At 40.2% G+C, this 23,861-nt stretch carries 24 protein-coding genes; 10 read left to right on the plus strand and 14 right to left on the minus strand.

What is annotated here, in order from left to right:
* The first annotated feature begins 40 nt into the window (after window positions 1-40).
* On the plus strand, window positions 41-1,960 hold the full coding sequence (gene lonB, locus E3E24_RS04420) for an ATP-dependent protease LonB (RefSeq protein WP_167886046.1): 1,920 nt from the start codon (window positions 41-43) through the stop codon (window positions 1,958-1,960).
* Here lonB and E3E24_RS04425 read toward each other — a convergent pair.
* Window positions 1,939-2,217, minus strand: a complete 279-nt coding sequence (locus tag E3E24_RS04425; protein WP_167886047.1) for a hypothetical protein — start codon at window positions 2,215-2,217, stop codon at window positions 1,939-1,941. The two genes, lonB and E3E24_RS04425, sit on opposite strands and share 22 nt — an antisense overlap.
* Window positions 2,218-2,277: 60 nt before the next feature.
* Between E3E24_RS04425 and E3E24_RS04430 the strand changes: the two genes are divergently transcribed.
* The 4 genes from E3E24_RS04430 (at window position 2,278) to tgtA (ending at window position 6,299) form a co-directional block, all read left to right on the plus strand.
* On the plus strand, window positions 2,278-3,327 hold the full coding sequence (locus E3E24_RS04430) for a glycosyltransferase family 2 protein (protein WP_167885825.1): 1,050 nt from the start codon (window positions 2,278-2,280) through the stop codon (window positions 3,325-3,327).
* Window positions 3,328-3,420: 93 nt separating this feature from the next.
* Window positions 3,421-4,371, plus strand: a complete 951-nt coding sequence (locus tag E3E24_RS04435; protein ID WP_167885826.1) for an inorganic phosphate transporter — start codon at window positions 3,421-3,423, stop codon at window positions 4,369-4,371.
* Between the two features lie 35 nt (window positions 4,372-4,406).
* Window positions 4,407-4,529, plus strand: a complete 123-nt coding sequence (locus E3E24_RS12960) for a hypothetical protein (protein ID WP_255454051.1) — start codon at window positions 4,407-4,409, stop codon at window positions 4,527-4,529.
* A gap of 33 nt (window positions 4,530-4,562) precedes the next feature.
* Window positions 4,563-6,299 (plus strand): tRNA guanosine(15) transglycosylase TgtA, encoded by a 1,737-nt coding sequence (tgtA, locus tag E3E24_RS04440; protein ID WP_167885827.1) that lies wholly within the window; start codon window positions 4,563-4,565, stop codon window positions 6,297-6,299.
* A 3-nt stretch (window positions 6,300-6,302) separates the two neighbouring features.
* On the opposite strand, the gene E3E24_RS12805 is transcribed toward tgtA, so the two are convergent.
* From E3E24_RS12805 to herA, 6 genes are read right to left on the minus strand one after another with little or no spacing between them, the layout of a single operon-like run.
* On the minus strand, window positions 6,303-6,707 hold the full coding sequence (locus E3E24_RS12805; RefSeq protein WP_240912154.1) for a hypothetical protein: 405 nt from the start codon (window positions 6,705-6,707) through the stop codon (window positions 6,303-6,305).
* Window positions 6,708-6,714: 7 nt separating this feature from the next.
* Window positions 6,715-6,999 (minus strand): hypothetical protein, encoded by a 285-nt coding sequence (locus E3E24_RS12810; RefSeq protein WP_240912155.1) that lies wholly within the window; start codon window positions 6,997-6,999, stop codon window positions 6,715-6,717.
* Window positions 7,000-7,005: 6 nt separating this feature from the next.
* Entirely contained in the window at window positions 7,006-8,349 is a 1,344-nt protein-coding gene (nurA, locus tag E3E24_RS04450; RefSeq protein WP_167915695.1) for a DNA double-strand break repair nuclease NurA, read from the minus strand.
* On the minus strand, window positions 8,350-11,001 hold the full coding sequence (rad50, locus tag E3E24_RS04455) for a DNA double-strand break repair ATPase Rad50 (protein WP_167885829.1): 2,652 nt from the start codon (window positions 10,999-11,001) through the stop codon (window positions 8,350-8,352). It abuts the gene before it with no gap.
* Between the two features lie 4 nt (window positions 11,002-11,005).
* Window positions 11,006-12,337, minus strand: a complete 1,332-nt coding sequence (gene mre11 / locus E3E24_RS04460; protein WP_167885830.1) for a DNA double-strand break repair protein Mre11 — start codon at window positions 12,335-12,337, stop codon at window positions 11,006-11,008.
* Entirely contained in the window at window positions 12,327-14,060 is a 1,734-nt protein-coding gene (herA, locus tag E3E24_RS04465) for a DNA double-strand break repair helicase HerA (RefSeq protein ID WP_167885831.1), read from the minus strand. Before herA ends, mre11 begins: the two co-directional genes overlap by 11 nt.
* A 194-nt stretch (window positions 14,061-14,254) precedes the next feature.
* On the opposite strand from herA, the gene rimI reads away from it, so the two are divergent.
* Window positions 14,255-14,764 (plus strand): ribosomal protein S18-alanine N-acetyltransferase, encoded by a 510-nt coding sequence (gene rimI / locus E3E24_RS04470; RefSeq protein WP_167885832.1) that lies wholly within the window; start codon window positions 14,255-14,257, stop codon window positions 14,762-14,764.
* Window positions 14,761-15,276: a tRNA-intron lyase gene (gene endA, locus E3E24_RS04475; protein ID WP_167885833.1), complete on the plus strand. Its 516-nt coding sequence runs from the start codon at window positions 14,761-14,763 to the stop codon at window positions 15,274-15,276. Before rimI ends, endA begins: the two co-directional genes overlap by 4 nt.
* Before the next feature lies 1 nt (window position 15,277).
* Here the strand turns inward: endA and E3E24_RS04480 are convergent, their stop codons facing one another.
* The 4 genes from E3E24_RS04480 to E3E24_RS04495 form a co-directional block, all read right to left on the minus strand.
* Complete coding sequence (locus tag E3E24_RS04480) at window positions 15,278-15,769, minus strand: DUF835 domain-containing protein (RefSeq protein ID WP_167885834.1); 492 nt, start codon at window positions 15,767-15,769, stop codon at window positions 15,278-15,280.
* On the minus strand, window positions 15,747-16,094 hold the full coding sequence (locus tag E3E24_RS04485) for a hypothetical protein (protein WP_167885835.1): 348 nt from the start codon (window positions 16,092-16,094) through the stop codon (window positions 15,747-15,749). Before E3E24_RS04485 ends, E3E24_RS04480 begins: the two co-directional genes overlap by 23 nt.
* Window positions 16,095-16,206: 112 nt before the next feature.
* A complete protein-coding gene (locus tag E3E24_RS04490; protein ID WP_167886048.1) occupies window positions 16,207-17,394 on the minus strand; it encodes a glycine C-acetyltransferase in 1,188 nt (395 codons plus the stop codon).
* 62 nt (window positions 17,395-17,456) lie between these two features.
* A complete protein-coding gene (locus E3E24_RS04495) occupies window positions 17,457-17,945 on the minus strand; it encodes a metal-dependent hydrolase (protein ID WP_167885836.1) in 489 nt (162 codons plus the stop codon).
* Between the two features lie 69 nt (window positions 17,946-18,014).
* On the opposite strand from E3E24_RS04495, the gene E3E24_RS04500 reads away from it, so the two are divergent.
* From E3E24_RS04500 to E3E24_RS04510, 3 genes are read left to right on the plus strand one after another with little or no spacing between them, the layout of a single operon-like run.
* Window positions 18,015-18,995, plus strand: a complete 981-nt coding sequence (locus E3E24_RS04500; RefSeq protein ID WP_167885837.1) for a replication factor C small subunit — start codon at window positions 18,015-18,017, stop codon at window positions 18,993-18,995.
* A 13-nt stretch (window positions 18,996-19,008) separates the two neighbouring features.
* Window positions 19,009-20,520 (plus strand): replication factor C large subunit, encoded by a 1,512-nt coding sequence (locus E3E24_RS04505; protein ID WP_167885838.1) that lies wholly within the window; start codon window positions 19,009-19,011, stop codon window positions 20,518-20,520.
* A 33-nt stretch (window positions 20,521-20,553) separates the two neighbouring features.
* Window positions 20,554-20,919 (plus strand): hypothetical protein, encoded by a 366-nt coding sequence (locus E3E24_RS04510; RefSeq protein ID WP_167885839.1) that lies wholly within the window; start codon window positions 20,554-20,556, stop codon window positions 20,917-20,919.
* Here E3E24_RS04510 and E3E24_RS04515 read toward each other — a convergent pair.
* Genes E3E24_RS04515 through moaA form a run of 3 tightly spaced genes read right to left on the minus strand, consistent with a single transcriptional unit; the run spans window position 20,906 to window position 23,781 of the window.
* A complete protein-coding gene (locus tag E3E24_RS04515; protein ID WP_167885840.1) occupies window positions 20,906-21,916 on the minus strand; it encodes a class I SAM-dependent methyltransferase family protein in 1,011 nt (336 codons plus the stop codon). The genes E3E24_RS04510 and E3E24_RS04515 overlap by 14 nt on opposite strands.
* A complete protein-coding gene (locus E3E24_RS04520) occupies window positions 21,888-22,802 on the minus strand; it encodes a DUF835 domain-containing protein (protein ID WP_167915696.1) in 915 nt (304 codons plus the stop codon). Before E3E24_RS04520 ends, E3E24_RS04515 begins: the two co-directional genes overlap by 29 nt.
* Before the next feature lie 55 nt (window positions 22,803-22,857).
* On the minus strand, window positions 22,858-23,781 hold the full coding sequence (gene moaA, locus E3E24_RS04525) for a GTP 3',8-cyclase MoaA (protein WP_167885842.1): 924 nt from the start codon (window positions 23,779-23,781) through the stop codon (window positions 22,858-22,860).
* Window positions 23,782-23,861 lie beyond the last annotated feature (80 nt).

The raw sequence follows: 23,861 nt of genomic DNA on the forward strand, positions 1-23,861 counted from the left end.
AATCTAACCATTCATGAGAGCGAGGAGAGGGGTCTTAAGAATGAGTGAGGAAGAGAGAAAAGAAGTTAAAATCCAAACTTCTCAAAATTATGGAGAAAGATTAGATTTAGGAATTGAGTTTCAGACTACTGAAGAGATTAAAGTTCCGGATAAACTTATTGACCAAGTTATTGGCCAGGAGCATGCAGTAGAGGTAATAAAAACTGCAGCGAGACAGAAGAGACATGTTCTTCTAATAGGCGAGCCAGGAACTGGAAAGTCAATGCTCGGTCAAGCAATGGCCGAGCTTTTGCCAACAGAGGAGCTAGAAGACATTCTGGTATTCCCAAATCCTGAAGATGAGAACATGCCGCGCATAAAGACAGTCCCAGCATGTCAAGGTAAGAAAATAGTCGAGAAATACAGAGAAAAAGCAAAAAGCCAAGAGAGCATTAAGTCGTATCTCCTTCTCTTTGTGCTGTTTGTGGTCATGATAGCAGTCTTAATGGACCCCAGCCCTCAAACGCTTTTAATGGGTCTCTTTGTAGTGATAATTTCAATAATGGCAATCTCCAACCTTAGGCTCAAGAATCAAGTCCTTGTTCCAAAACTCTTGGTTGACAACTGCGGAAAGAAAAAAGCTCCATTCGTTGATGCTACCGGAGCTCACGCTGGTGCATTGCTTGGAGACGTCAGACACGACCCCTTCCAGAGCGGTGGATTAGGAACACCCGCTCATGAGAGGGTGGAGCCAGGAATGATACATCGTGCTCATAAGGGTGTTTTATTCATTGACGAAATTGCCACACTTAGCTTGAAGATGCAGCAAAGCCTTTTAACAGCGATGCAAGAGAAGAAGTTCCCAATAACTGGCCAAAGTGAGCTTTCAAGCGGTGCAATGGTTAGAACTGAGCCAGTGCCATGTGATTTTGTATTGGTAGCTGCAGGAAATCTTGACACAGTTGATAAAATGCATCCGGCATTAAGGTCAAGAATCAGAGGTTATGGTTATGAGATATACATGAGAACAACAATGCCCGACACTTTAGAAAATAGAAAGAAACTAGTCCAGTTCGTTGCACAAGAAGTGAAAAAGGATGGGAAGATTCCACACTTTACCAGAGATGCCGTTGAAGAGATTGTTAGAGAAGCCCAAAAGAGAGCTGGAAGAAAAGGACATTTGACATTAAGGCTTAGAGACTTAGGTGGTGTGGTTAGAGCAGCTGGAGACATTGCAGTCAGAGAAGGAGCAAAGTATGTAACAAGGGAGCATGTACTTAAAGCCCTCCAGCTTGCGAGACCTCTAGAGAAGCAACTTGCCGATTGGTATATTGAGAGGAAGAAGGAGTATCAAGTCATCAAAGTGGAAGGCGGCGAGATTGGTAGAGTGAACGGCTTAGCTGTAATTGGAGAACAGAGTGGCATTGTGCTGCCAATTGAAGCCGTTGTTGCCCCCGCAGCAAGCAGAGAGGAGGGCAAAATAATAGTTACTGGCAAGCTCGGTGAAATTGCAAAGGAAGCTGTTCAAAACGTCTCTGCTATCATCAAGCGCTACAAAGGTGAGGATATAAGCAACTACGACATTCACGTCCAGTTCCTACAAACCTACGAAGGTGTTGAAGGTGACTCTGCAAGCATAAGCGTTGCAACAGCAGTCATATCAGCTCTGGAGGAAGTTCCTGTTAAACAGAGCGTGGCAATGACGGGGTCTTTGAGCGTTAGAGGAGAAGTGCTGCCAGTTGGCGGCGTAACTCCAAAAATTGAGGCAGCAATTGAAGCGGGAATAAAGCAGGTTATAATTCCAAAGGCAAACGAGAAAGATGTCTTTTTAAGTCCAGATAAAGCTGCAAAAATAGAAATAATCCCAGTTGAGACAATTGATCAAGTGCTTGAAATAGCTCTCGAGGATTCAGAAAAGAAGGAGAGGCTTATCAAGAGAATTAAAGAGACTCTTCCACTTTATCCTTCAGCACAGTCGTAAATGATCTTGGCAATCTCTTCTCCTTTTTTCGTATCTGTCAGTTCTTTGATTATCACTTTTCCTCCAGGATAAATACTTGTTTCAAATCCGTTCATGACAGCTATTAGGAGAATGTTTGGAATAAGCTTCTTTATTTCAATTCCCTTCTCTTTAAGACATCTTGAAACTCTAGCTAAGTCTAGTTTTATCTCCCTCTCCCAAGAATAAAGCTGAACCACAATTCCTTTCATGGTTACACAAGGTTTCGCGATTATCATTACTATCACCAACAGATACTCTAAATTAAAAGTTAAAAATCTTTGAGTATAGTGAATATCATGCTACTTGAGACTGCCTTGCTGATTATAATATTTTGGGATCTCTATTTTTTCCTTAATTACATAATTAGCTTATTGAGGAATTACAGAATTAAAGAGTGGGCGCCATTTGTGAGCATAATCATTCCAGCATACAATGAAGAAAAAAACATTAAGGATTCAGTGAAATCTGCCATTTCTCAAGATTACCCAAATTTTGAAGTTATTGTAGTTGACGATGGAAGCGAAGATAAAACATTTGAAGTTGCAAGCTCCATAAAGGACGAGCGCTTAAAAGTTTTTAGAAAGCCACACGAAGGAAAAGCCAGAGCTTTAAATTTTGGATTGTCTAAAGCCCAGGGAGAAATAATAGTAACAACAGACGCAGACACATTATTACATAATTCTGCAGTTAAAGAATTGGTGAAGCGCTTCTATGATGAAAGCGTTTTAGGTGTCGGCGGACAGGTTAGAGTTTTAGCCAGTTCCTTTTTAGAGAGGGCTCAAGATGTTGAACATCTGAGAATAGCTATGTTTAGGAGAGCCAAGGAGCTTGAGGACTTAAGCGTAGCTCCGGGTCCAATAAGCGCCTTTAGAAAGGAAGCTCTGGAGAAGATAGGAGGCTTCGTCGAGAGCAGAGTTGAAGACTATGCAACTACGAAGGAGATTAAAAAGCTCGGCAGAGTAGTTTACGCTTCAAAAGCCAAGGCATACACAAAGATGCCAACCTCATTAAAAACGCTCTGGAATCAAAGAAAAAGGTGGTTTTTGGGTGACTTGATGCACCTAGGTGGAGGATTTTTGAAGGAGGGGTTCTTTCTGATTTTAGGTGATTTCATAGCTTTTCTTGACGTAATCGTCCCAATCCTGCTAATAGTTTATGGAAATTGGCTTTTGCTTGGGGCATTTCTAAGTTTTGAAATTATAACAATGATGGTTCCAACATTGATAGAAGGGGGAAGCATAATAAATGCCCTTCTATTTCCTGCATTTTTATGGTTTTGGGCGCTCTTCTACTTGGCGCTACATATCTATGGTTATTTGTACATTTTAAAATCAAAAGCGCTATAGTCTTATTAGCTTTATTGCCACCAAAAAATTTAAAAATGCATCAATCTGCCTATATAGTCTATATAGCACATCATAGAATATAGAGGTGATAGCATGGATTGGGCAATAATTGCAGCAGGACTTTTCATGGCATGGAGCATAGGAGCTAACGACAGTGCAAAAGCTGTTGGGATAGCTGTAGGTTCGGAGATCCTTAGCTTTAAGAGAGCAATCTTCTTAATTGGAGTATTCTCGCTCCTAGGAGCATTCTTCGGCAGCTCAAATGTTGCCCATACAGTAGGTAGCAATATTGTGCCGAACTTTGATAAAAGCTATATTCCCTTTGCACTTTTAGCCTCGGCTTTAGCCGTGACTTTTGCTTCACTCAGAGGTTTACCCATCTCAACTACCCAGTCAATCATAGGAGCAATCGTCGGAATTGGAGTTTACCAAAAGACTTACGTGAATTGGAGTATCGTTTTAAAAATAGCTCTAGCATGGGTAGTTTCCCCAATAGCAGCAGCTATACTATCCATTTTGGTCTTCGCCATATATGGAAGAATCATTAACCATATCTCAAAAATTTATGAGATTGAGGTTCTCTACAGATGGATGATAATTTTGAGTTCCGCCTATGCCTCTTTTAATCTCGGAGCAAACGAGCTCTCAAACGTAATTGGTCTTTTAACATACTCAACCAATATTGAAGGCAACACATTAAAGCTAATTCTCGCGTTGGCATTATTTTTTGGAGCTCTCACTTTCAGCTATGAGGTACTAATGACTATTGGCAAAAATCTGACCCAACTCGGCCCTTTAGCAGGATTTTCCGCCCAGTTTGGTTCCGCCCTAGCCGTAACCTCAGCAAACATAATAGGACTTCCCGTGAGTTCTGGGCAGGCAATTATTGGAGGGATTATCGGATTGGGGCTATTAAAGGGACAAAAAATCAACAAAAAGCTGACGTTTAATATTGTAAAAGGTTGGGTTTTAGCACCTTTAGTTTCTTGTTTATTAACTTTGCTATTCATCAAGATTTTTAGTGTTTTACCGTTAACTTTTTAAACCCAAAGGGTCGAGCGGCTATTGAGGGAACTCTGATGGAGGAGCTTGGATATTTCATCCTAGCAAGCGGAATACTCGAAATGATTGGAGGGGCAATCCTAACTGCTAAAGCTCTGAGAGAAAGGACTCCTAAGAGGGGGCTTTGGAATACCTTTTAAACCCTCTTTTCTATTTCCTTTTGGTGTTGAGAAATGTTCAAGTTTGAGATAAAAGCGAGAGATGCTGCTGGCAGGATTGGAAAGCTCGAAGTTAATGGAAAGAAGATTGAAACTCCGGCTATAATGCCTGTAGTCAATCCAAAACAGCTCATAGTAACCCCAAAAGAGCTGAAAGAGATGGGATTCAACATAATAATCACGAACTCATACATCATTTACAAGGATGAAGAGTTAAGGCAAAAAGCTCTTGAAATGGGAATTCACAAGCTTTTGGACTATGACGGCATAATTGAAGTTGATTCCGGCTCATTCCAGCTCATGCGCTATGGAGGAGTTGAAGTCACGAACAGAGAGATCATTGAGTTCCAGCATAAAATCGGCGTAGATATTGGAACTTTTCTTGATATTCCAACGATCCCAGATGCTCCAAGGGAAAAAGCTGAAGAAGACTTAAGGATAACCTTAGAGAGAGCTAAGGAAGCTGAAGAGATAAAGCAGATTCCGATGAATGCAACAGTTCAAGGCTCAACATATCTCGACTTAAGGACTTACGCCGCGAAAAAACTCAGCGAGATGAACTTTGAGATTCACCCAATCGGAGCAGTCGTTCCTTTGATGGAGTCCTACCGTTACAAGGACTTAGTTGACGTTGTTATCGCTTCAAAGCTCGGCTTAAGACCTGACAGACCCGTTCATCTCTTCGGCGCTGGACATCCGATGATATTTGCATTAGCTGTTGCTATGGGAATTGACTTGTTTGATTCAGCAAGCTATGCCCTATATGCAAAAGATGACCGCTACTTAACTCCAGAAGGAACTAAGCATTTGGGTGAGCTCGAATACTTCCCATGCTCTTGCCCTGTCTGCTCTCGTTATACACCCCAAGAGCTTAAAGAAATGCCAAAAGAGGAAAGAGCCAAGCTGCTTGCACTTCACAATCTCTGGGTGATTAGAGAGGAGCTGAACAGAGTAAAGCAGGCAATAAAGGAAGGAGAACTTTGGAGGTTAGTTGATGAGCGCTCAAGGTCTCATCCAAAGCTTTTCTCTGCATACAAGAGGCTGCTTGAGTACAAAGATTACCTTGAAGAAAATGAGCCAATAACAAAAAGCTCGGCTTTCTTTAAAGTGAGCGAAGAAATAATGGGAACACCCATAGTCTGGAGAGCTAAGCAAAGGGCTGAAAGAGTTAAGCAGAAGTTCCCTGAAACTACAAACCATCCAATCTTTGGTGATATTCCAAAGTATTTGAGCTTGAGCTATCCTTTTGCCCAGAGTGAAGGAGAAGAGGAATTCACAATTGAGAAGCCAAAGAAAAACGAGGCAAGGCTCTACATCCAAGCTGTGGCAGAATACCAATTTGGCGAAGGAGCTAGTGAAGCTTTCAAAGATGCATTTGTTGAGCTGTCAAGGAAGACAGGAATGCCAAGACAGATAAAAGCTAAGGGCAAGCATTTGGCAACATTTAGAGCTGAAGATGGACTATTGACACTTGGAATTGAAGGAGCAAAAAGACTTCACAAGATTCTGCCCTATCCAAGGATGAGAGTCGTTGTCAATGATGATGCAGAACCTTTCGCGAGGAAGGGAAAGAATGTCTTTGCAAAGTTCGTGATTGATGCGGATGAGAACATAAGACCATATGATGAGGTCTTGGTTGTCAACAAAAACGATGAGCTTTTAGCCACTGGACAGACTCTGCTCAGTGGAAAAGAGCTTAAGATATTCCAGCAAGGGTTAGCTGTGAAGGTGAGGAGGGGGATTGAGAAGTAGATTTTAAAGATATCCTCTCTTTTTGAGCCAATTTTTGACATCACGAGCCAACCAACTCTCAGGAACCGGGAGAGCGAAGTCATATCCATATTTTTTAAAGAGTTCCCTACATTGTTGTTCAAATTCTTCTGCCATGTATTTGTAGCTAATAACAACAATCAACAAGTAGAACCTTCTCATAAACCACGGCTGTTTAACACATTCTTCGTCTCCTTTTTCTGCACATTCACTTTGAATACGAAGCGCTTCCAAGTAGGGCTTCATAGCAAGGAAAGACTCCAAAATTAATCCACCAAATTGTTCTTGGACAAACCATTCCCCAACGAAGTTTCTATAGACAAAATATCCAACTCTATTTAATGTTTTGCTCGCATTTCTAACTTTCTGCACTTTCTCTTTATCCTTCAAGAAATCTTCAACGGATAAACCGTTTAATCTCCACTGTGAAATATCTCTCAAGTCTTTTTTTGACCTTTTCGTCCATAAGCTCATAGACCGCTGAAATTGCCTCAAAGTTCAACTCTCGAATTGCAATGTCTAATTCGTAGATAGTAACTGCCATTATAACAGTTGCCAAGGTTGAAGCTAGCGTTAGTATAACCAAGGTAGTATTAACGTCCCTAGTAATAACCCAAGCTAGCCCCGTTGCTAGTAGAATAATTCCAGCAGATAAAAAAGCAATACGCTTAATCCGCTCCATAATTCATCACTCTAAAGGCGACCTTCCATATTTTATGAAAACTCTCAACTCTTTGTTTTTCCTCTTTAAGTAGTTCATGAGAGCCTCAAGCTCTGCCTTAAAAGTCTTCTGCTCAATCTTTACTCCTTCATGCGCCCTCTGAAGAGGTCTTATATACCCACTACTCTCATGCCAGAGAAGCTTTCCTATGAGTTCATCGTCGATTGTGCGGTTAGATTGAAGCAGATATATAACTCCACCTTTCATTGTCCTGATGTAAGCTGATGGGACTCCTTTTTCTATGAACTCCTGAACAGTTGGGAAATATCTTCTCAAAACCCTCGGCAGACGATGGGCTATCTTCTTTTTCTCCTCGGCTTTCTCTGGGTCGTAAATTACGTAATAACCTGGAAGTTCTTCTCCATAAACCTTGAGCAGATAAGCATCAAGGAATGGAACATCAACAGCACTGATGCCGAGCTTTGAAGTAATTTTTCTGTTGTAAAAGCTCTTTGCTATGTATATAAGTTCCCTCTGGAGAAGCTTTTCGAGAGAGTGGAGATATTCAAGATATCCCAAAACAACGTGGATGGTGTTCTTGGCATCTTCAAGAGTCAATGTCTTTTCTTCCCCATATTCGGAGAGATAGCGGTTTATAACATCCTCAATGGTCTCTCCCCTTTCGGCAGCCTCTTGAAGCGTGATTAATGAAACTTTCAATTTTCTAAGATTACTCGGGAGAGGCGCATCCCTGTATGTGTATCCCTCCATGGCTTTATAAAACTCTGAGTATTCGTCCACCACTTCATCTGCCAATATCACGGACTCTCGGATTTCTCTCTTTTCTGCGAGCTTCCTTTCAAGCTCTTCATAGTGGTCATTAAGTTTATGGATAAAATCATCAATAAGCTGTTCTAAGCTTTTCTCGCCTAAAGCATTCATCACGGTAGTTATACCTCTTACACTCTCCGGATAAACCGGAGGTCTTGTTAAAGAACCTGTAAGTGTTCCATCCATTAAAATCATGTGCTCTTTAGTCCCAACTAAAGCACCAAGCTTGTTCTCAAGGGTTTCCATCTGCAACCTAATTATCTGGTCAGAGATTCCATGATTGTAAATCATAGCATTAGTATAAACCAAACGTGCGCTTTTGCCATTACCAAAGGCAAAGGATGCCACAGTATAGATTATCGTTCCGCTTAGCCTTGCCTTTCCTTGACTACCATCAACGGCATAAACTTTGCTCTCTTTCTTTTCTGGCAGAGGTTTCCACTCAATTTTTCCACTTAAAACATTCTCGGCCTCTCTAAGCTCATTAGTGAGCATGTTGAGAATTTTATCCGCTTGATCCTTCGAAATTAGGCGATACATTCAGCTCACCTCGACCTCTTCCACTTTCGAGACCCCATTCTCAAGTCTAACCCTAATGACCCTGTCTGCAGCGTCCTTCAGCTCCTCATCGTGAGAAACTATGATTACCTGCGGAATTCTCCTAAGGTAGCGTTCCATTATATCAATGAGCCTTCTTCTCCTCTCGTCATCAAGATAAGGCGTTGGCTCGTCCATTATAAGTAGAGGAATTTCCCCAGCCAGATACAAGGACAAAGCCAGTCTAAATGCCAATCCAAGTGCTATCCTTTCACCACCACTTAAGAATGATAAATCCCTTTCCTTTCCATCGTAAATAACGCCAAGAACAACCTTGTTCTCCTTAGCCCTTACAGTTATCCCTGAATACTTCTCCTCTGTCAGCTCCTCAAAGATTTCACTTGCATATTCTCCAACTTTTGCCAAAGCATCTTCCTTGAGAATATTCTTGAACATTCTAACTTTTTCTCTCAGCTCTTGAACTCTCTCACGGGCTTTCTTTAAGTCTTCAAGCTCTTTTCTCTTGATTTTGACGTTTTCCTTCTCATTCCTTAAGTTCTCTAAGTTTTTAATCAGCTCTTCTTTCCTCTTTTCAAGATTTTCGAGCTCAGTTTCTGCCTTTATAAGTGCCCCTCTCTTTTCAATGTACTCTTTTCTAACTCTTTCATGTTCATCTTTGCTGTAATCCTTCTCAAGTCTCTCTAACCTTTCCTTTATCTCAGAAAGAGCTTTTTCCAGCTCAGCTTTTTTCTCTTTAAGGATATCTAATTCGTTCTTGTCCCTTTGAAGACGTTCTTTCTCAGCTTTGAGTTCTTTCTCCGAGTTCAAGAGCTTTAGATATTTTTCATAAATTGGTTTCAACCTCTCAATCTCAGCTTTTAGAGTGTCGATGTTCTCAAATCCGAGATTTTTAAGTTTAGCTTCATATTCATATAGATTGGCTTTGATTTCCGAAATCTTTCTCTCCAAATAGGTTTTCTTCTTCTCCAAGGCAGTTTTTTTCTTCAGTTCATCTTGAATGCTCCTTAATCTTCCCTCAAGCTTGTTCTTCTCAGCAGAGAGGTTTTCATACTTCTTAACTTTCTCCTCAAGTTCCTTGAGGTCAAATTCAGAGATTCTCTTCTCATTTTCTCGTATTTGATTGAGAATCTCCTCGTTAGTTATAACATCCTTCTCCTTTTTTAGTATCTTCTCAATGTTTACAAGCTCAGCCCTAAGTTCCTTTTCTCTCCTCATAAGCTGCTCCATTTCTTTTGCATAGCTCTCAATTTCCAGAGTGTATTTTTTGATTAAATCTTCCCTATGCTCGTCTGTTAGTTCAGCTCCACAAACTGGACATTTGCCCCTAGCTTTCCTAAGCTCCAAAATAGCCTTGTTCTTCTCACTTGTGGCATTTTTTAACTCTCCCTTTTTCTCTCCAATTTCTTCGATCTCCCTAAGAATTTCCTCTTTTCTTTGCTTGGCGTTTTCAATTTCAGCTTTGAGCTTTTTGAGTTCATCTTCACTTAAGCTAAGCCTTTTTCTGAGGGATTCAATCGTCTTTTTAATTCTTAAGGCTTCATCATACTGCTTGGCATATTCCTCCAGTTCTCCAAGCTGTTCGTCAATTTCGGATATTTTCTCTTGTAATTCCTCAAGTTCCTCTGCCTTTCTCTCCAGCTCCTTAAGTCTTTCCTCAATCTGAGCTATCTGACCCTCATAACCTTTAATCTCTCTTTCTGCCTTGGCTTTCACATCGCTGTACTCTCTATAAAATTCTTCAAGCTCTTTGTATCTTTCTGCTTCGGGCTTAATTTTCTCAAGCTCTTTGGCTTTTTCTTCAAGTTCTTTAACCTTTGACTCCCTCTCAGCTATGGAAGTAGTAAGGGAATTTATCTTTGCGTTTGTTCCTTCAAGAGATTTCTCAATCCCAGACTTGCTTTCTTTTAACTTCTCAAGCTCTTCAGCAAGCTTGTCAAGCTCGTCTAATTTTTTCTCAAGCTCCTCAACTTCCCTTCTAAGTTTTGGAATTTGAGGAGAAAGCTCATTTATCTGATTAATAGCACCACTTAGTTCTTTCTCAGCCTCTCTAATCATATCATCTATGTTCTTCATTGCGTTCAAGTATTCTTCAATTCCTTTAATTTTGGAGTCTATTACTTTTCTGACCTCAAGGAGATTTTTATATGCGTTTTCGTATTTATCAAGCCCCAATACTTTCCTCACAACTTTTTCTCTACTTTCATCACTCTCGAGTATTGCATCAATCTCCCCCTGTCTTATGTAAATTGCATTGACAAAAATGTCATAAGGAATAAGTTTTTCCATCCAGTCTCTCACAGCTTTTTGATTAGCCTCGGTTACATAGTGCCAAGTGCCGTCGTAGTACTTAGCAAAGGCAATACCCCTCGTTATGTTGCGGTGAACTTGATATTTCACTCCATCTTTTTCGAAGAATATCGTTATCTCTGTGCTTTTTCCATTAACACGGAAGAAGCTATCTTTTTTGAGGTCTTTAGGTTTTGTAGGCCAGTATAAGCCGATGAGAATTGCATCAAGCAGAGAGCTTTTTCCAGACCCATTCTGACCTATTATCAGATTTATTCCAGACGTAAAAGTTACTTTAGTAAATTCATGAGAGCGAAAGTCTCTCACAATGATTTTTTCAATTCTCATATTCTCACCCCCTCAACCAAGCCAAAATGTCAGATTTCTTCTTCGGGGGGATGCTTTTCACTTTTTTCTCGGTTTTTTGCACCTTTACCTCTCTTTCCACTTGTGGCTCTGTCTTTTGGAGCTTTTCTTCTGTCTTTTCCTTCTCAACGACTTTCTCACCAGTACTAATAGACTCATCAATGCCTTCTAAAATTAGCCTTATTATTTCATCGAACTCCTCAAAGTCCTTCTCTCCAACTCTCTCAATTACCTTAAGTTCTATAGGTGTAAAAAACTCGCTTGCAGTTGTCCCTTTTGCCTTCAAGAGAGAAACTTTACCGAACTTTGTCCTTATGTAAAGATATTTAACCTTGAAAACATCATGAAGGAAAGAAACGTCAAAAGGCTTTTCCCATTCAATATGAACTCTTAAGAATGCCTCACTCGGTATCTTTGCCACTAACCTTTTCAGCTCCCTTCTTGCAACACTCTCATTTGCCTTTATCCTAATATCATAGAAAGGTCTGACGTCTAATTTAATAAACTGAGGCTTAAAGTCTTCAACTATCAAAAAGCCCTTGTCCTCTCCAGCTTGAGGTAAGAACTTATTTCCATCCCATCTATATCTTATCTCATAATCCCCAAAGTCCCACCTCTGCAATGAACCTGGGTAAGCTACGATGCCAAAACCTTTACTAGTCTGCCACCTCTTGTGTATATGACCCATTGCGTAATAGAGAAATCCATCTGGCAAGTCTTCAAGGCTTATCTCAAAGTAATCTCTCTGGGTTTCAAGATAAAGCTTGTCCATCATCTCCCTTATTCCTTGATGGAGCATCAATATGGCATCTCCACTTGGTTTGAAATAATCGCTGAGCTTATTTCTCTCAAACCATGCGGCACTCATGAACTTCATTCCGTAAATCTCAATGCTCTTATTCCCTTTCTCAAAAATTCCCTTGACAATTAATTTTCCGTTGACTTTCTCCGTAGTTTGATATTTATTCTCCTTTTTTTCCTCGCTGAATCCAAGGAGATAAATCAACCCCAAAGACTCAAGAAGATGATAGGCAGAGATTTTTTTCTGGGTTCTATCGTGATTTCCCTCAATGGCAAAAACTGGAATGTTGGCTTCTTTTGGAATTGACAAAATATCAATAGCATCTTTAATAGTCTGAGGGCTTGGATTACTCCTGTGGAATAAATCTCCAGCTATCAAGATAAAATCAACTTTCTCCTCAATTGCTTTTTTTATCGCCATTTCAAAGGCTTCTCTAAACTCTTCAGCTCTATAGGGCAAGCGGTACTGCTCAAATCCAAGATGGACGTCAGCAATGTGAGCAAATTTAAAGGTCATACTCTATCCCCTCATCCTCATAAATTTGCTGAATTTCCCTCTCCTTTTCTTCTTCTTCAGCCCTCTTGAGCCATCTTGAGACAACTCCTATATCTTCACCACCGTAATCTCCGCCTTTAGATTTGAAGTTGTGTATTTTGACCAAAGCGGGCAGAGCAATTGCTTGACCAACTATTACAGCCTCACCTTTACCGAGAGAGGCAATATCTGAGAGCAAATCAGAGCTCAGTTGCTCACTCGCTTTGAGAACATAATCTTGGTCTTTTGGATTCACAATCCTTAAAATTATCTTCGTGTTTGTTTGACTCAAGACATCTTCATTGAGCTTATTTGGTCTTTGAGACACTATTCCCAAACCAACTCCAAATTTTCTACCTTCCCTTGCAATCCTGCTTAAAATTCTCACAGCGTCATTGTGCTCTCCTTGTGGAGCAAAGATGTGAGCCTCTTCCACAATCAGAAGGATTGGTTCAGCGAGAGCTTTGCTCTTAGCTTCAATATCCCTCATAGTTTTCTCAAGCTCTCTCATTTCTTCTTCTAGCTTTGAAGTTCTGGCAACTCTGCTTTCTCTCAGTTCTTCTTTTATACGTTCAAGCTTCTTCCTTGCTTTTTCATAATCCACTCTCGCCTCAAATATAGCATGCAGAAGCTTACCAACGACAACTTTCATCTGCCCCTCATCTAAAGGACCCAAATCGATGACATTAGCTTTACCCGGCTCAATCTGGGAAATTAAATCCTCACTCGTCAATAGTGCTCCATAGTTTCTTAAGAATCTTCTGATTCTCAGGACAACTCCTCTCAAAGTATCAACTCTCTCTGACTTGAGTTCCTCAGTAAGATAACTCTGCTTTGCTCCATCCCAGTATCTTGCTTCCTTATGCCTTATCCAATCGCTTATTGTTTCCATAAGCTTTTCGATAATCTCTCTGCCACCTAGGTTTGGATAGTCATGCTTAACGGTTTCCCAAGCTTTGGCCAAGAATTCTCTCTGAATTGTTGCATTCTTTGCAACCTCAATTAAATCAGCTAATTCCTCACTGTCCATCTCCTCTGGTCTTATTTTAGCTTCAATTATCTTGACATACTCTTTTCCAGTATTTGGAAGCTTTAGCTTAATGTAATCTCCATGAGGATCGAGAACAACAACTGTGCCTCTAAGCTTTTCAACAATCTGACTAATCATCACAGCCACAGTATTTGATTTGCCAGCACCTGTAACAGCTAAAACTGCAAAATGCCTTGAAACGAGTTCATCAGCATTTAGATAAATTGGAACACTTTCTCTCAAAAGAAGATTTCCAATCTCTATGTATCCAACTCCGGGATTGTATATTGCCTTGAGAACTTCATCGCTTAGACGATACACCTTCCTACCATTGGGAATAGGAACTCTATTTGGCAAAACTTCAACTTTTTTCCCGTTAATTTTGATTTTACCAAGAATTCTTACAGTAGCTATAAGTTCTTCATTAGCTTCAATACTATCTCCATATTGTTCTAAATCCAGCTGAAGAGCATGATAGGTGCTTTTTCCTCCGCTGAGAAGCCAGTTTATATTTTCAAGCTTTCTAATATTGCCAATAACCCACTCACCCTCCCTATTTTGAGCAACAACAAATTCTCCAAATCGTAATTCAGCGTCTGGCTGAGCAGAGAATGTATAATTTGTGACAGTTGCCTCACCTCTGACTATACCAACGACCTCTTCTGTTATTTTCATGTTACCACCTTCTCATAATTACTCTCGATGTGAATATAAATCTTTGTCAATAAACAAAAGGAGAAATCAGCCAGGAATCCGTTCATCATCTTGTCATCAGAATCAAGGGCACTCATCACTGAGCATACTTCCCAGCTGGCTCTTTTAAATCTTGCTCCCAAAATGTTAAAAGCCATCAAAGAGTAAATTAAAATATGAACGCCTCCTCAAGAGACCTGTCACAAATGAAAAGAATTCCTCTAAGTTTAGTTGCCATCAGGCCTGCAAAGCTTTTTGATTTACCAGAGATAGTTAGGATAGAGCACCAATCATTCAGAGAACAGTATCCGAGAGGACTTTTCATGATCTTCTTAGAGAACAATCCGGACACTTTTTTAGTAGCCGAGTACAATGGGAAAGTTGTGGGCTATGTTATGGCATATCTAAAGCCGGATTTAGAAGGGCACGTGATGAGCATAGCCGTTGATCCCATTTATAGGGGAAATGGCATAGGTAAAGCTTTGATGACTTCGGTAATTAATAAACTCATAGAAAAAGGAGCTAGATACATAGGATTGGAGGTTAGGGTTAGCAATGAAAGGGCGATAAAGCTTTATGAAACCCTTGGATTTAGAAAGGTAAAGAGGATCATCGGCTACTATTCAGATGGAGAAGATGCATATTACATGGTCTTACCAGTGAATGAATGGAGGGGAGGGAATTGAAGGAACCAATTGCTTTTTATCTAAGCGGAGAAAGGGTTTTCAGTGAAAGAGAGAAGGCAATAAATCAGTTTTACAACAAGCGGTATTTTGGGGAGGTCATCAACGGAAAGCTTTTCTTATCCCTAATTGAGGCTGCGTATTTGGTGGATAAAGGGAAGATTAAAGTCTTTGATGGGGATAGGGAGCTGAGCTTGAGAGAGCTTTTTGATTTAGGAAAGAAGAAAGACGAGCAGTTTGATCTGAAGTTTTTAGTCTATAAAGACTTAAGAGATAGGGGATATGTTGTGAAAACTGCCCTCAAATATGGCTCTCACTTTAGAGTTTATCGCAAAGGGATGGAGGAACATTCAGATTGGCTCATTTGGGTTGTAAATGAGAGCCAAAAAATGTTTCCAAATGATTTAACGTCAAGGGTGAGAGTTGCACATGGAGTGAGGAAGAAAATGATCATGGCGGTTGTTGATGAAGACAACGACATTGTATATTACCAGATCGAGAGGGTGAAGTTTTAAGTTAAAGTTTGAGCTCTCCAAATTCTCTTTTGAGGATGCTCAGCTCTCTTGTGTCGAATATTTCTTCTTTAATTGGGACTACAATAATAGTATTATTCATAACTGCATAGTCCTTTAGAGCAGTTAAAAACTTGAAAACAGGTATGAACCCATTTTCTAAAACCAAATACTCAAGGCCATCGAAGAGTACCACTTTTGGATTTTTATTTTTCTTCATGAAATTTACCAATGTATGAAGCAGAAATTCTAGCCTGTGAGGATGAATCGTGCTCTTTCCTTCGATTTTTGTGAGCCACAAAACTGGTGTCTTTTCAAGTTTGAAGTTTTTGCGCAGTGTATCTGGTGAAATCCTTGAAATTATAACTCCAGCCCTTCCTTTCAATAATTTGAGAAAAGCAGGGTAGCATTCTTCAACTTTACAAAGATAAATCCCAGCAGGAATCTCTTCATAAGTCTCGTCACTTTCAAATTCAACTATAGGAACAAAGTTCATATTTAGCGATCAATGTTTTTAAAATATGCATCCATCCAAGAATGAATAATACACCTCCAACCATAAAGAGAGAATTTCCAATCATGTTTATTATGCTTCTCTGAGAAGCATAGATTGAAATCAACCCCATATCGTCTAAATCGAGGGGTATGAATACCAACTTTGCCACAGCAGAAAATACAAGACCTAGAAGGATATAATCATAGAATCTTCCCAACCTAGGATGATGGTGGATAAATACTGATCGATACTTGACACTAAATGTAACTATTATAATTGCTATGATTCCAATAGCAAGTACGAGTAATGTCCCAACTATCCACATTTTTTTCACCTCCAGTTTATAAAACTATATTGTGGGTTATATAATTTTTGTGAGGAGAATTGAGGATAATTACCCAAATTAGTGCAAAAAATCAGAGAAAAGCAGAAAAAGATCACTTTAAGAAGCCGGTTTTCTTTCCAAGATCCTCAAAGGCATCAATAACATATTGCAAATCTTCCTTGCTGTGAGCTGCTGAGGGCTCAAGTCTAATACGAGCGGTTCCTAATGGGACTGTTGGATAAACGATTGCTTGTGCAAAGATGTTGTACTCCTCATATAATCTCCTTGAGAACTCTTGGGCTAATTTCTCATCATAGAGCATAACTGGAGTAATTGGATGCTTAGTGTTTCCGAGGTCATAACCGAGGTCTCTCAGACCTTTCTGGAGGAAGTGAGTGTTGTCCCAGAGCTTCTTGACGAGCTCATCACTGTGCTGAAGGATCTCAACGGCAGCTATGGCAGCAGCAACGTCTGGTGGGTTAAGTGCTGATGAGAACAAGAATGGCCTTCCTCTCTGTCTTAGGTATTCAATAGCTTCCTCCGGACCGGCAACGTAACCACCGATGACACCAAATGCCTTGCTTAAAGTACCCATCTCAAAGTCAACTCTGTCGTGGAGCTTGTAGTGGTCAACAATACCTCTACCATGATCTCCAAGGACACCTTCACCGTGAGCATCGTCAACGTAAACCATTGCATCATACTGCTCGGCTAACTCAACAATCTCTGGTAATGGTGCAAGGTCACCATCCATTGAGAAGACACCGTCGGTAACAATGAGCTTCTTCTTGTAATTCTTTGTCTCCTCAAGCCTCTTCTTTAAGTCCTCCATATCAAGGTGCTTGTAGATGACCTTTGGTGCACCGCTCAAGCGCATGCCATCAATTATACTCGCATGGTTGAGTTCCTCGCTGATAAAGACACCGTTATCCTTCTTAGTGATGAGAGCACTTATTGCACCTAAGTTAGCATTGTAACCGCTCTGGAATAGGATTGCAGCCTCTCTCTTCTTGAACTTTGCAAGCTTTTCTTCAAGTTCAACGTGGAGCTCCATTGTTCCAGCAATGGTTCTTACTGCTCCAGCACCAACACCATAGTCAAGAATAGCTCTAATTGCTGCCTCCTTAATCTTTGGATGTGCAGCCAAGCCAAGATAGTTGTTTGAACACATGTTCAAAACTTTCTTTCCATCGACGACAACCCATGGACCCTGGGCGCTTTGAAGAACTCTAATTTTGACGTAAAGACCTTTTTCTTTAAGTTCGTTTAATTCCTCAGTAATCCAGTCAAGCTTTCCCATAGAAACCACCAAATAAAATTAGAGTTTCATGGGTATAAAAGTTTTGCACCAATTAATAGCTGTCACTTTGCCAAAAGGTTTAGCCGAATAAGTAGAACGATGAGTGCTACTAAAGCTATTGCCAAACTCTCGTTTGAAAATCCGACATAGCTTCCTCTAGACTTAGTAGGGTATCCAACAAGAATCTCATACTTGATGTCTATTTTTGGCAGGCGTTCAAAAATTATAATTCCTGACACTTTTAAGCCAAAACCCTTCTTTCTGAGCGGATACAAAAACGGGATAACGCCAGAGAAGAAATCTAAGACGAGATGCACTGCTACACCAAAAGCAAACATCCAAAGATAAATGTTCCGAACATAGAGGGAAGCAGCGAAAAGAGGAATCAAAAACAGAAGGGAGTGAAAATAACCTCTGTGCTCCCCAAAGAAAATATCAAAATCCGGAAAAATAGCCCCAAATACGAGGATAGTAATTGAAATTAAGCCGGGATTCTTGCTCAGAGCCAAAAATGCAAGCAAAGGAATTGAGGCATGCTTCAGAGGATCCATCCTACCCCCCAAAGTTTTTAATATCCCGAGGCATAATAAACCTTTAGCTCACGATGATGGGTGATAGCTATGAGCGAAGAAGTTAAAGAAGTTAAAATCCTTGAAAAGCCATGGGTTGAGAAGTACAGGCCGCAAAGGTTAGATGATATTGTTGGACAGGACCACATTGTTAAGAGATTAAAGCACTATGTTAAAACCGGTTCAATGCCCCATCTCTTGTTTGCTGGTCCTCCTGGTGTTGGAAAGACAACAGCAGCTTTGTGTTTAACTAGAGAACTCTTCGGAGAACACTGGAGGCACAACTTTCTTGAACTGAACGCCTCTGATGAGCGTGGAATTAACGTTATTAGAGAAAAAGTCAAGGAATTCGCAAGGACAAAGCCAATTGGTGGAGCAAGCTTTAAGATAATCTTCCTCGATGAGGCAGATGCTTTAACACAAGATGCTCAGCAAGCATTGAGAAGAATGATGGAGATGTTCTCAAATAACGTTAGGTTCATCTTAAGCTGTAATTATTCATCCAAGATTATCGAGCCGATCCAATCAAGATGTGCAATCTTCAGATTTAGACCTCTTAAGGATGAAGATATCGCAAAGAGATTAAGACTCATAGCAGAAAGTGAGGGACTGGAGTTAACGGAGGAAGGGCTACAAGCAATTCTCTATGTGGCTGAGGGAGACTTAAGAAGAGCAATTAACGTTCTGCAAGCTGCTGCAGCGCTTGATACAAAGATTACAGACGAGAACGTCTTCATGGTTGCTAGCAGAGCAAGACCAGAGGATGTTAGGGAAATGATGCTTATGGCATTGGAGGGTAACTTCCTCAAAGCAAGAGAGAAGCTTAGAGAAATTCTTCTCAAGCAAGGTTTGAGTGGAGAAGATGTTCTCATTCAAATGCATAAAGAAGTGTTTAATCTACCAATAAGCGAGCCTAAGAAAGTCGCTTTAGCCGATAAGATTGGAGAGTACAACTTTAGACTGGTTGAGGGAGCAAATGAAATGATTCAGCTTGAGGCTCTGCTTGCCCAGTTCACTCTGCTGGGCAAATGATTAGGTGAGCGCAATGGACATACCATGGGTTGAAAAGTACCGTCCAAAAAGGCTGAGGGATATAGTCAATCAAAAGCAGGCTATTGAGAAAGTTGAAGCGTGGATTAAACAGTGGTTTCACGGAACACCAAAGAAAAAAGCTCTGATCTTAGCCGGCCCACCGGGAAGTGGAAAGACCACTACGGTTTATGCTCTAGCCAATGAGTATAAATTCGAGGTTATTGAGCTTAACGCAAGCGATGAAAGGACCTTCGAGAAAATCAGGCGCTATCTTGATGCTGCATACACAATGGATATATTTGGACGGAGGAGAAAGATCATATTCCTTGATGAGGCCGACAACATAGAGCCGAGCGGTGCCCATGAGATTGCAAAGCTCATAGACAAAGCAAGAAATCCCATAATCATGGCAGCAAATAAGTACTGGGAAGTGCCGGCTGAAATAAGAAATAAGGCTGAAGTCGTTGAGTATAAAAGATTGACTCAAAGAGACATTATGCAAGCTCTATTTAGAATTATCAAGGCAGAAGGCATCTTTGTGCCAAAGGAGATAGTTGCTGAGATAGCAAAAAGAGCAAGTGGAGATTTAAGAGCTGCAATAAATGATTTACAGACCGTAGTTGCTGGTGGAGTAGAAGATGCAAGAGAAGTGCTTGCTTACAGAGATGTCGAAAAAACAGTCTTCCAAGCGCTTGGACTGATTTTCGGAAGCGACAATGCAAAGAGAGCAAAGATGGCAACATGGAATTTAGACATGACTCCCGATGAGATACTCATGTGGATTGATGAAAATATCCCATATATTTATTACAAGCCAGAGGACATCGCTGAGGCTTACAATGCCATAAGTAGGGCAGATATTTACTTAGGAAGGGCTAAAAGAACTGGAAACTATGGGCTTTGGAAGTACGCTTTAGACATGATGACGGCAGGAGTTGCAGTGGCTGGAGTGAAAAAGAAAGGATTTACAAAATTCTATCCACCAAAGACTCTTAGAATGCTCAGAGACACAAAAGAGGAGAGAGAAATTAGAGACTCGATAATTAAGAAAATTATGAAGCAGATGCATATGAGCAAGCTTGAAGCTATCGAGACAATGCAGATATTCAAAACAATCTTTGAAAACAACTTAGATGTTGCTGCTCATATAGCTGTTTTCCTAGATTTAGGGGATAAAGAGATAGAGTTCCTAGCTGGAGACAAAGAAAAAGCAGCAAAAATTAAAGGCAAGACCCTTTCAATTCACAGAAAGCTCAAAAAAGCTGGAATTGAGATAAAGGTTGAGATAGAAGAAGAGGCTCCCAAAGAAGTCGAAGAGGAAGAAATTGAAGAAGAGCTTGAGGAGGCTGCAGAGACAGAAATTAAAGAGGACATTGCTGAGGAAGAAAAAGAAACCGAAGAAATCGAGAAGGAAATAGAAGAGGCAGAATGGGAGAAAGAAGAAAAACCTAAGAAGGAGGAGAAGATTGACAAAGCTAAGAAGAAAGGTAAGCAGGCAACACTGTTTGACTTTCTAAAGAAATGAGCCCTCTTTTATTTTTACTTCACGGTGAAATTCATGAATAAGCTCCAAAAGATTTTCCTTATCTGTGGAATCATTGAGGTTCTTCTGGGAGCCGTAGCTATTTATAGTGCCTATATAAATACAAGAGGGAATCCAGAGGATTTTGATGAGGCTGGAGGTACTTGGGGACAGATGATGGTTTTTCTAGGAGCTTTAACGCTGTTTTCTACACCAGCTTATGATAGCAAGTTTGTTGTTTTTGTAATCCTCGGCACTGCAGGGTTCATCGGTGGCATAGCCACCTATTTTATCATTCAGGAGCTATTCATGGGCAGAATTCCAGACCCGTTTTTTATAGCCCACTCCCTACTGTTTTTCATATCTCTGTATGGCATCTTACTGAGCTTTAGAAAAGCTTAATATCGGCACAAACCTTGTAAACATGCGGTTTATAGTCTGCTATTTTCTTTATCTTCACTTCGCACTGTTTTCCAAGCTTTTGGCATTCTTCCTCAATCCGTCTCTTAAACTCATCAAACTTATCTTCATGAACAAAGTCGTAGTAGTGAACCCACTTCTCAGCCTTGCTCAAGGCTAAATTTAGAGCGTCAACTCCTTTTGGAGTTGGGCTTATCACCCTGTCAAAAGTCCCAAGCTTAGGAACAACTTCAAAAACATCTCCATGAATTACCTCAATTTTCCCCTTGAGTTTGTCCTTATTGAGCTCAATATTTTCTAGTCCAAGTCTTACTGCATCTTCGTTAAGCTCTATCGCGGTAATTTCAACGTTCTTAAAGCGGGCAATAACTAGTGCATAAGGCAAGACTCCAGCAAACATCAAAAGAATTCTCTCCCCATCTTGAACAAGTTGAGCCAATCTGTATCGTTCACCTTTCATTCGTGGATTGAAGAAAACTTTGCTCAGATCAACTTTAATTTTTACACTGTTCTCTTTATGAACTGTAGTCAGCCTCTTTTCACCCCAAATTATCTCATATTCTCTCACTCTGAACTGCCCTTCATGAAAACCTTTTTTGGCGACCACCTTTATGAAGGGGTGAACAATCAGAAGAGCCTTAATAATATCCTTTTGTCTATGCTCAAGCTCCTTTGGAATCTGGATAACAGCTATGTCCCCTATTATGTCATATCTCTTCAAATATGCAAGCTCTTCTTTTGTAAGCTTTTCAGCCAGAACACTTTCAAGATTTTTATATATCTGTCTCTCAGGTCTAAATGGCAATTCTACATCTACAACTTCAAACCCAAGTTCTTTGAGCTTTGGAGAACTGATAACAGGTAAAAGAACAAAAGTCTCTTCGCGCTTGGGTCTTCTTTTCCCATCATATAGGCCAAGTTTTTTCAAAAGGTTCTTAACTTTCTCTGCTTCATGCTTCTGAACTCTCACTGCTGGCATATTCTTCCTTATCCTCTTTCTCATTTAAAGGCTTTTCACTTGTTATCCTCTCAAAGTCCTCTTTTGTAACAGCTCCAAATAGCGTAGTTCCCAGCACTTCCTCCAAGAACGTTTCAGGATCTAATGTTTCGAACTCTCTCTTCAAGATACTATAATGTGGCTTCTCCAATACGTCAGGAGAAACAAAAATCAGAAGGAGGGACTTCTCAACAATTGCATAATCCCTTAATGTGAAGAGGAATTTTGCAACAGACTTGAAGTCATTATAGAGTATCAGATACTCAATGCCCTCAATATAAATAATACTGTTCCTTCTAGTTCTCATAAATCTAACAGCTTCCTCCAAGATTACGTGCAAATTGCTGGGACTTACAGAGTTCCATGCCTCAACTCTACTCAGCCAGAGATACTTGGCTGGCTTTATTCCAAATTCTTTTTCCCATTCATTCTGCGGGCGTCTGCTGATTACAAATAAACTCCCTGATCTTGAAAATAGGTATCTGAGAAGTGTTTTGACTCCTTCCAAGTTCTCAACAATAAAACCTCCCGCGGGGACAAGTTCTATTTCTTCTCTTTCATAAATTTTTGATCCAAATTCTTCATACAGTACTTTTAAGTAATAGAGAGAAGAAAGCGCCAAAATTAAGAAACCAAGCATCATGAGAAGTGCTATAAACGGCCACCACAGCCCTTCAAAGAACGCTGACCCTATGGAAGTAAACCCTCCAAAGATTCCAAATAATATAAAAGCAACCATAACTCGCAATGCAAACTTATCTGTAGGGGGCTCAAGAGAAACATAGTACCTCCAGCTTATGATTGTTCCATAAGTGCCAATGATAAGCAGAGTACTTCCGAAAATCAGTGCTAAAGTTTCGCACTCCATAAAACCTCACTTAATTATATGGGTTATTGTGTTATATTAAAATTTCTCTCGCTAATTACATCCAGTACGGCTTTCTCATTAGGATTGCTTTCTTAAAAATTTCAACTAGCTCCTCATCACTGGCCCCTTCTCTAATCGGCGTCAATATGTCAATCAGGTCATCTCTTCTGAGAAGGCAAGTTTTTAGGTGCCCATCAGCCGTCAATCTTATTCTCGTACAATTTGCACAGAATACTGTATTATGCATTGAACGGACTACTTCAACCTCTGCCACTCCATTTTCAGTTGGTATGAGGTACTTCTTTCTCCTGTGCATCCTCCTTTCTTTAATATCAATAGCCTTCTTAGTAAACTCCTCCTCAAGAGGCTTCAGCGGGTAGAAATATCTTTTAAAGAACCAAGAATCCATGAGTTCCCTTGGAACCTCAATTTCAATGAGCTGAAGAACGGCCCCAATTCTGGCTGCATAATCCATCATATCCCATATTTCCATGTGATTCAGATCCTTCATAACAACCATATTGAGCTTGACGAGTTTGAAAAGCTTAACAGATTTTTCAATGCCCTTTAAGACCCAAGGAAGAACATCAAAACCAGTGATCTTTTTGTATTTTTTCCTATCCAGCGTATCGAGACTTATATTCACCCTGTCGAGTCCTGCTTCTTTTAGTTCTTCCGCTAGTCTGTACATGACAGTTCCATTTGTAGTTAAGGATAAGTCAACCACATAAGGTCTGATCCTCCTTACGATTTCAACAATATCACGTCTTATTGTAGGTTCTCCTCCCGTGAGCTTAACCTTCTTAATGCCAAGACGAGAAGCTATTTTAACTATTCTCTCAATCTCTTCTGGTGTCATCTCTCTCTTTCCTTTCATCTGTCCTTCTCTATGACAGTAAAAACAATTTAAGTTGCAATCCTCAGTTACAGAAATCCTGAGGTTAGTTACTGGCCTCCCAAATTTATCAACCAGAGCCATGATTCCACCTTCACTTTGATTTAATCTACTAACTTAAAAAAACCTTATGGATAAATACTTCTGTTTAACAACGAAAAGTA

It is taken from the genome of Thermococcus sp. LS2 (assembly GCF_012027375.1).
Taxonomy (GTDB): domain Archaea; phylum Methanobacteriota_B; class Thermococci; order Thermococcales; family Thermococcaceae; genus Thermococcus_B.

Excerpts from the sequence above, each read along its gene's own strand:
- lonB (WP_167886046.1), top strand. The coding sequence starts at position 41 with ATGAGTGAGGAAGAGAGAAAAGAAGTTAAAATCCAAACTTCTCAAAAT.
- E3E24_RS04425 (WP_167886047.1), bottom strand. The coding sequence starts at position 2,217 with ATGATAATCGCGAAACCTTGTGTAACCATGAAAGGAATTGTGGTTCAG.
- E3E24_RS04430 (WP_167885825.1), top strand. The coding sequence starts at position 2,278 with ATGCTACTTGAGACTGCCTTGCTGATTATAATATTTTGGGATCTCTAT.
- E3E24_RS04435 (WP_167885826.1), top strand. The coding sequence starts at position 3,421 with ATGGATTGGGCAATAATTGCAGCAGGACTTTTCATGGCATGGAGCATA.
- E3E24_RS12960 (WP_255454051.1), top strand. The coding sequence starts at position 4,407 with ATGGAGGAGCTTGGATATTTCATCCTAGCAAGCGGAATACTCGAAATG.
- tgtA (WP_167885827.1), top strand. The coding sequence starts at position 4,563 with ATGTTCAAGTTTGAGATAAAAGCGAGAGATGCTGCTGGCAGGATTGGA.
- E3E24_RS12810 (WP_240912155.1), bottom strand. The coding sequence starts at position 6,999 with ATGGAGCGGATTAAGCGTATTGCTTTTTTATCTGCTGGAATTATTCTA.
- nurA (WP_167915695.1), bottom strand. The coding sequence starts at position 8,349 with ATGTATCGCCTAATTTCGAAGGATCAAGCGGATAAAATTCTCAACATG.
- rad50 (WP_167885829.1), bottom strand. The coding sequence starts at position 11,001 with ATGAGAATTGAAAAAATCATTGTGAGAGACTTTCGCTCTCATGAATTT.
- mre11 (WP_167885830.1), bottom strand. The coding sequence starts at position 12,337 with ATGACCTTTAAATTTGCTCACATTGCTGACGTCCATCTTGGATTTGAG.
- herA (WP_167885831.1), bottom strand. The coding sequence starts at position 14,060 with ATGAAAATAACAGAAGAGGTCGTTGGTATAGTCAGAGGTGAGGCAACT.
- rimI (WP_167885832.1), top strand. The coding sequence starts at position 14,255 with ATGAACGCCTCCTCAAGAGACCTGTCACAAATGAAAAGAATTCCTCTA.
- E3E24_RS04480 (WP_167885834.1), bottom strand. The coding sequence starts at position 15,769 with ATGAACTTTGTTCCTATAGTTGAATTTGAAAGTGACGAGACTTATGAA.
- E3E24_RS04485 (WP_167885835.1), bottom strand. The coding sequence starts at position 16,094 with ATGTGGATAGTTGGGACATTACTCGTACTTGCTATTGGAATCATAGCA.
- E3E24_RS04490 (WP_167886048.1), bottom strand. The coding sequence starts at position 17,394 with ATGGGAAAGCTTGACTGGATTACTGAGGAATTAAACGAACTTAAAGAA.
- E3E24_RS04495 (WP_167885836.1), bottom strand. The coding sequence starts at position 17,945 with ATGGATCCTCTGAAGCATGCCTCAATTCCTTTGCTTGCATTTTTGGCT.
- E3E24_RS04500 (WP_167885837.1), top strand. The coding sequence starts at position 18,015 with ATGAGCGAAGAAGTTAAAGAAGTTAAAATCCTTGAAAAGCCATGGGTT.
- E3E24_RS04505 (WP_167885838.1), top strand. The coding sequence starts at position 19,009 with ATGGACATACCATGGGTTGAAAAGTACCGTCCAAAAAGGCTGAGGGAT.
- E3E24_RS04510 (WP_167885839.1), top strand. The coding sequence starts at position 20,554 with ATGAATAAGCTCCAAAAGATTTTCCTTATCTGTGGAATCATTGAGGTT.
- E3E24_RS04515 (WP_167885840.1), bottom strand. The coding sequence starts at position 21,916 with ATGCCAGCAGTGAGAGTTCAGAAGCATGAAGCAGAGAAAGTTAAGAAC.
- E3E24_RS04520 (WP_167915696.1), bottom strand. The coding sequence starts at position 22,802 with ATGGAGTGCGAAACTTTAGCACTGATTTTCGGAAGTACTCTGCTTATC.
- moaA (WP_167885842.1), bottom strand. The coding sequence starts at position 23,781 with ATGGCTCTGGTTGATAAATTTGGGAGGCCAGTAACTAACCTCAGGATT.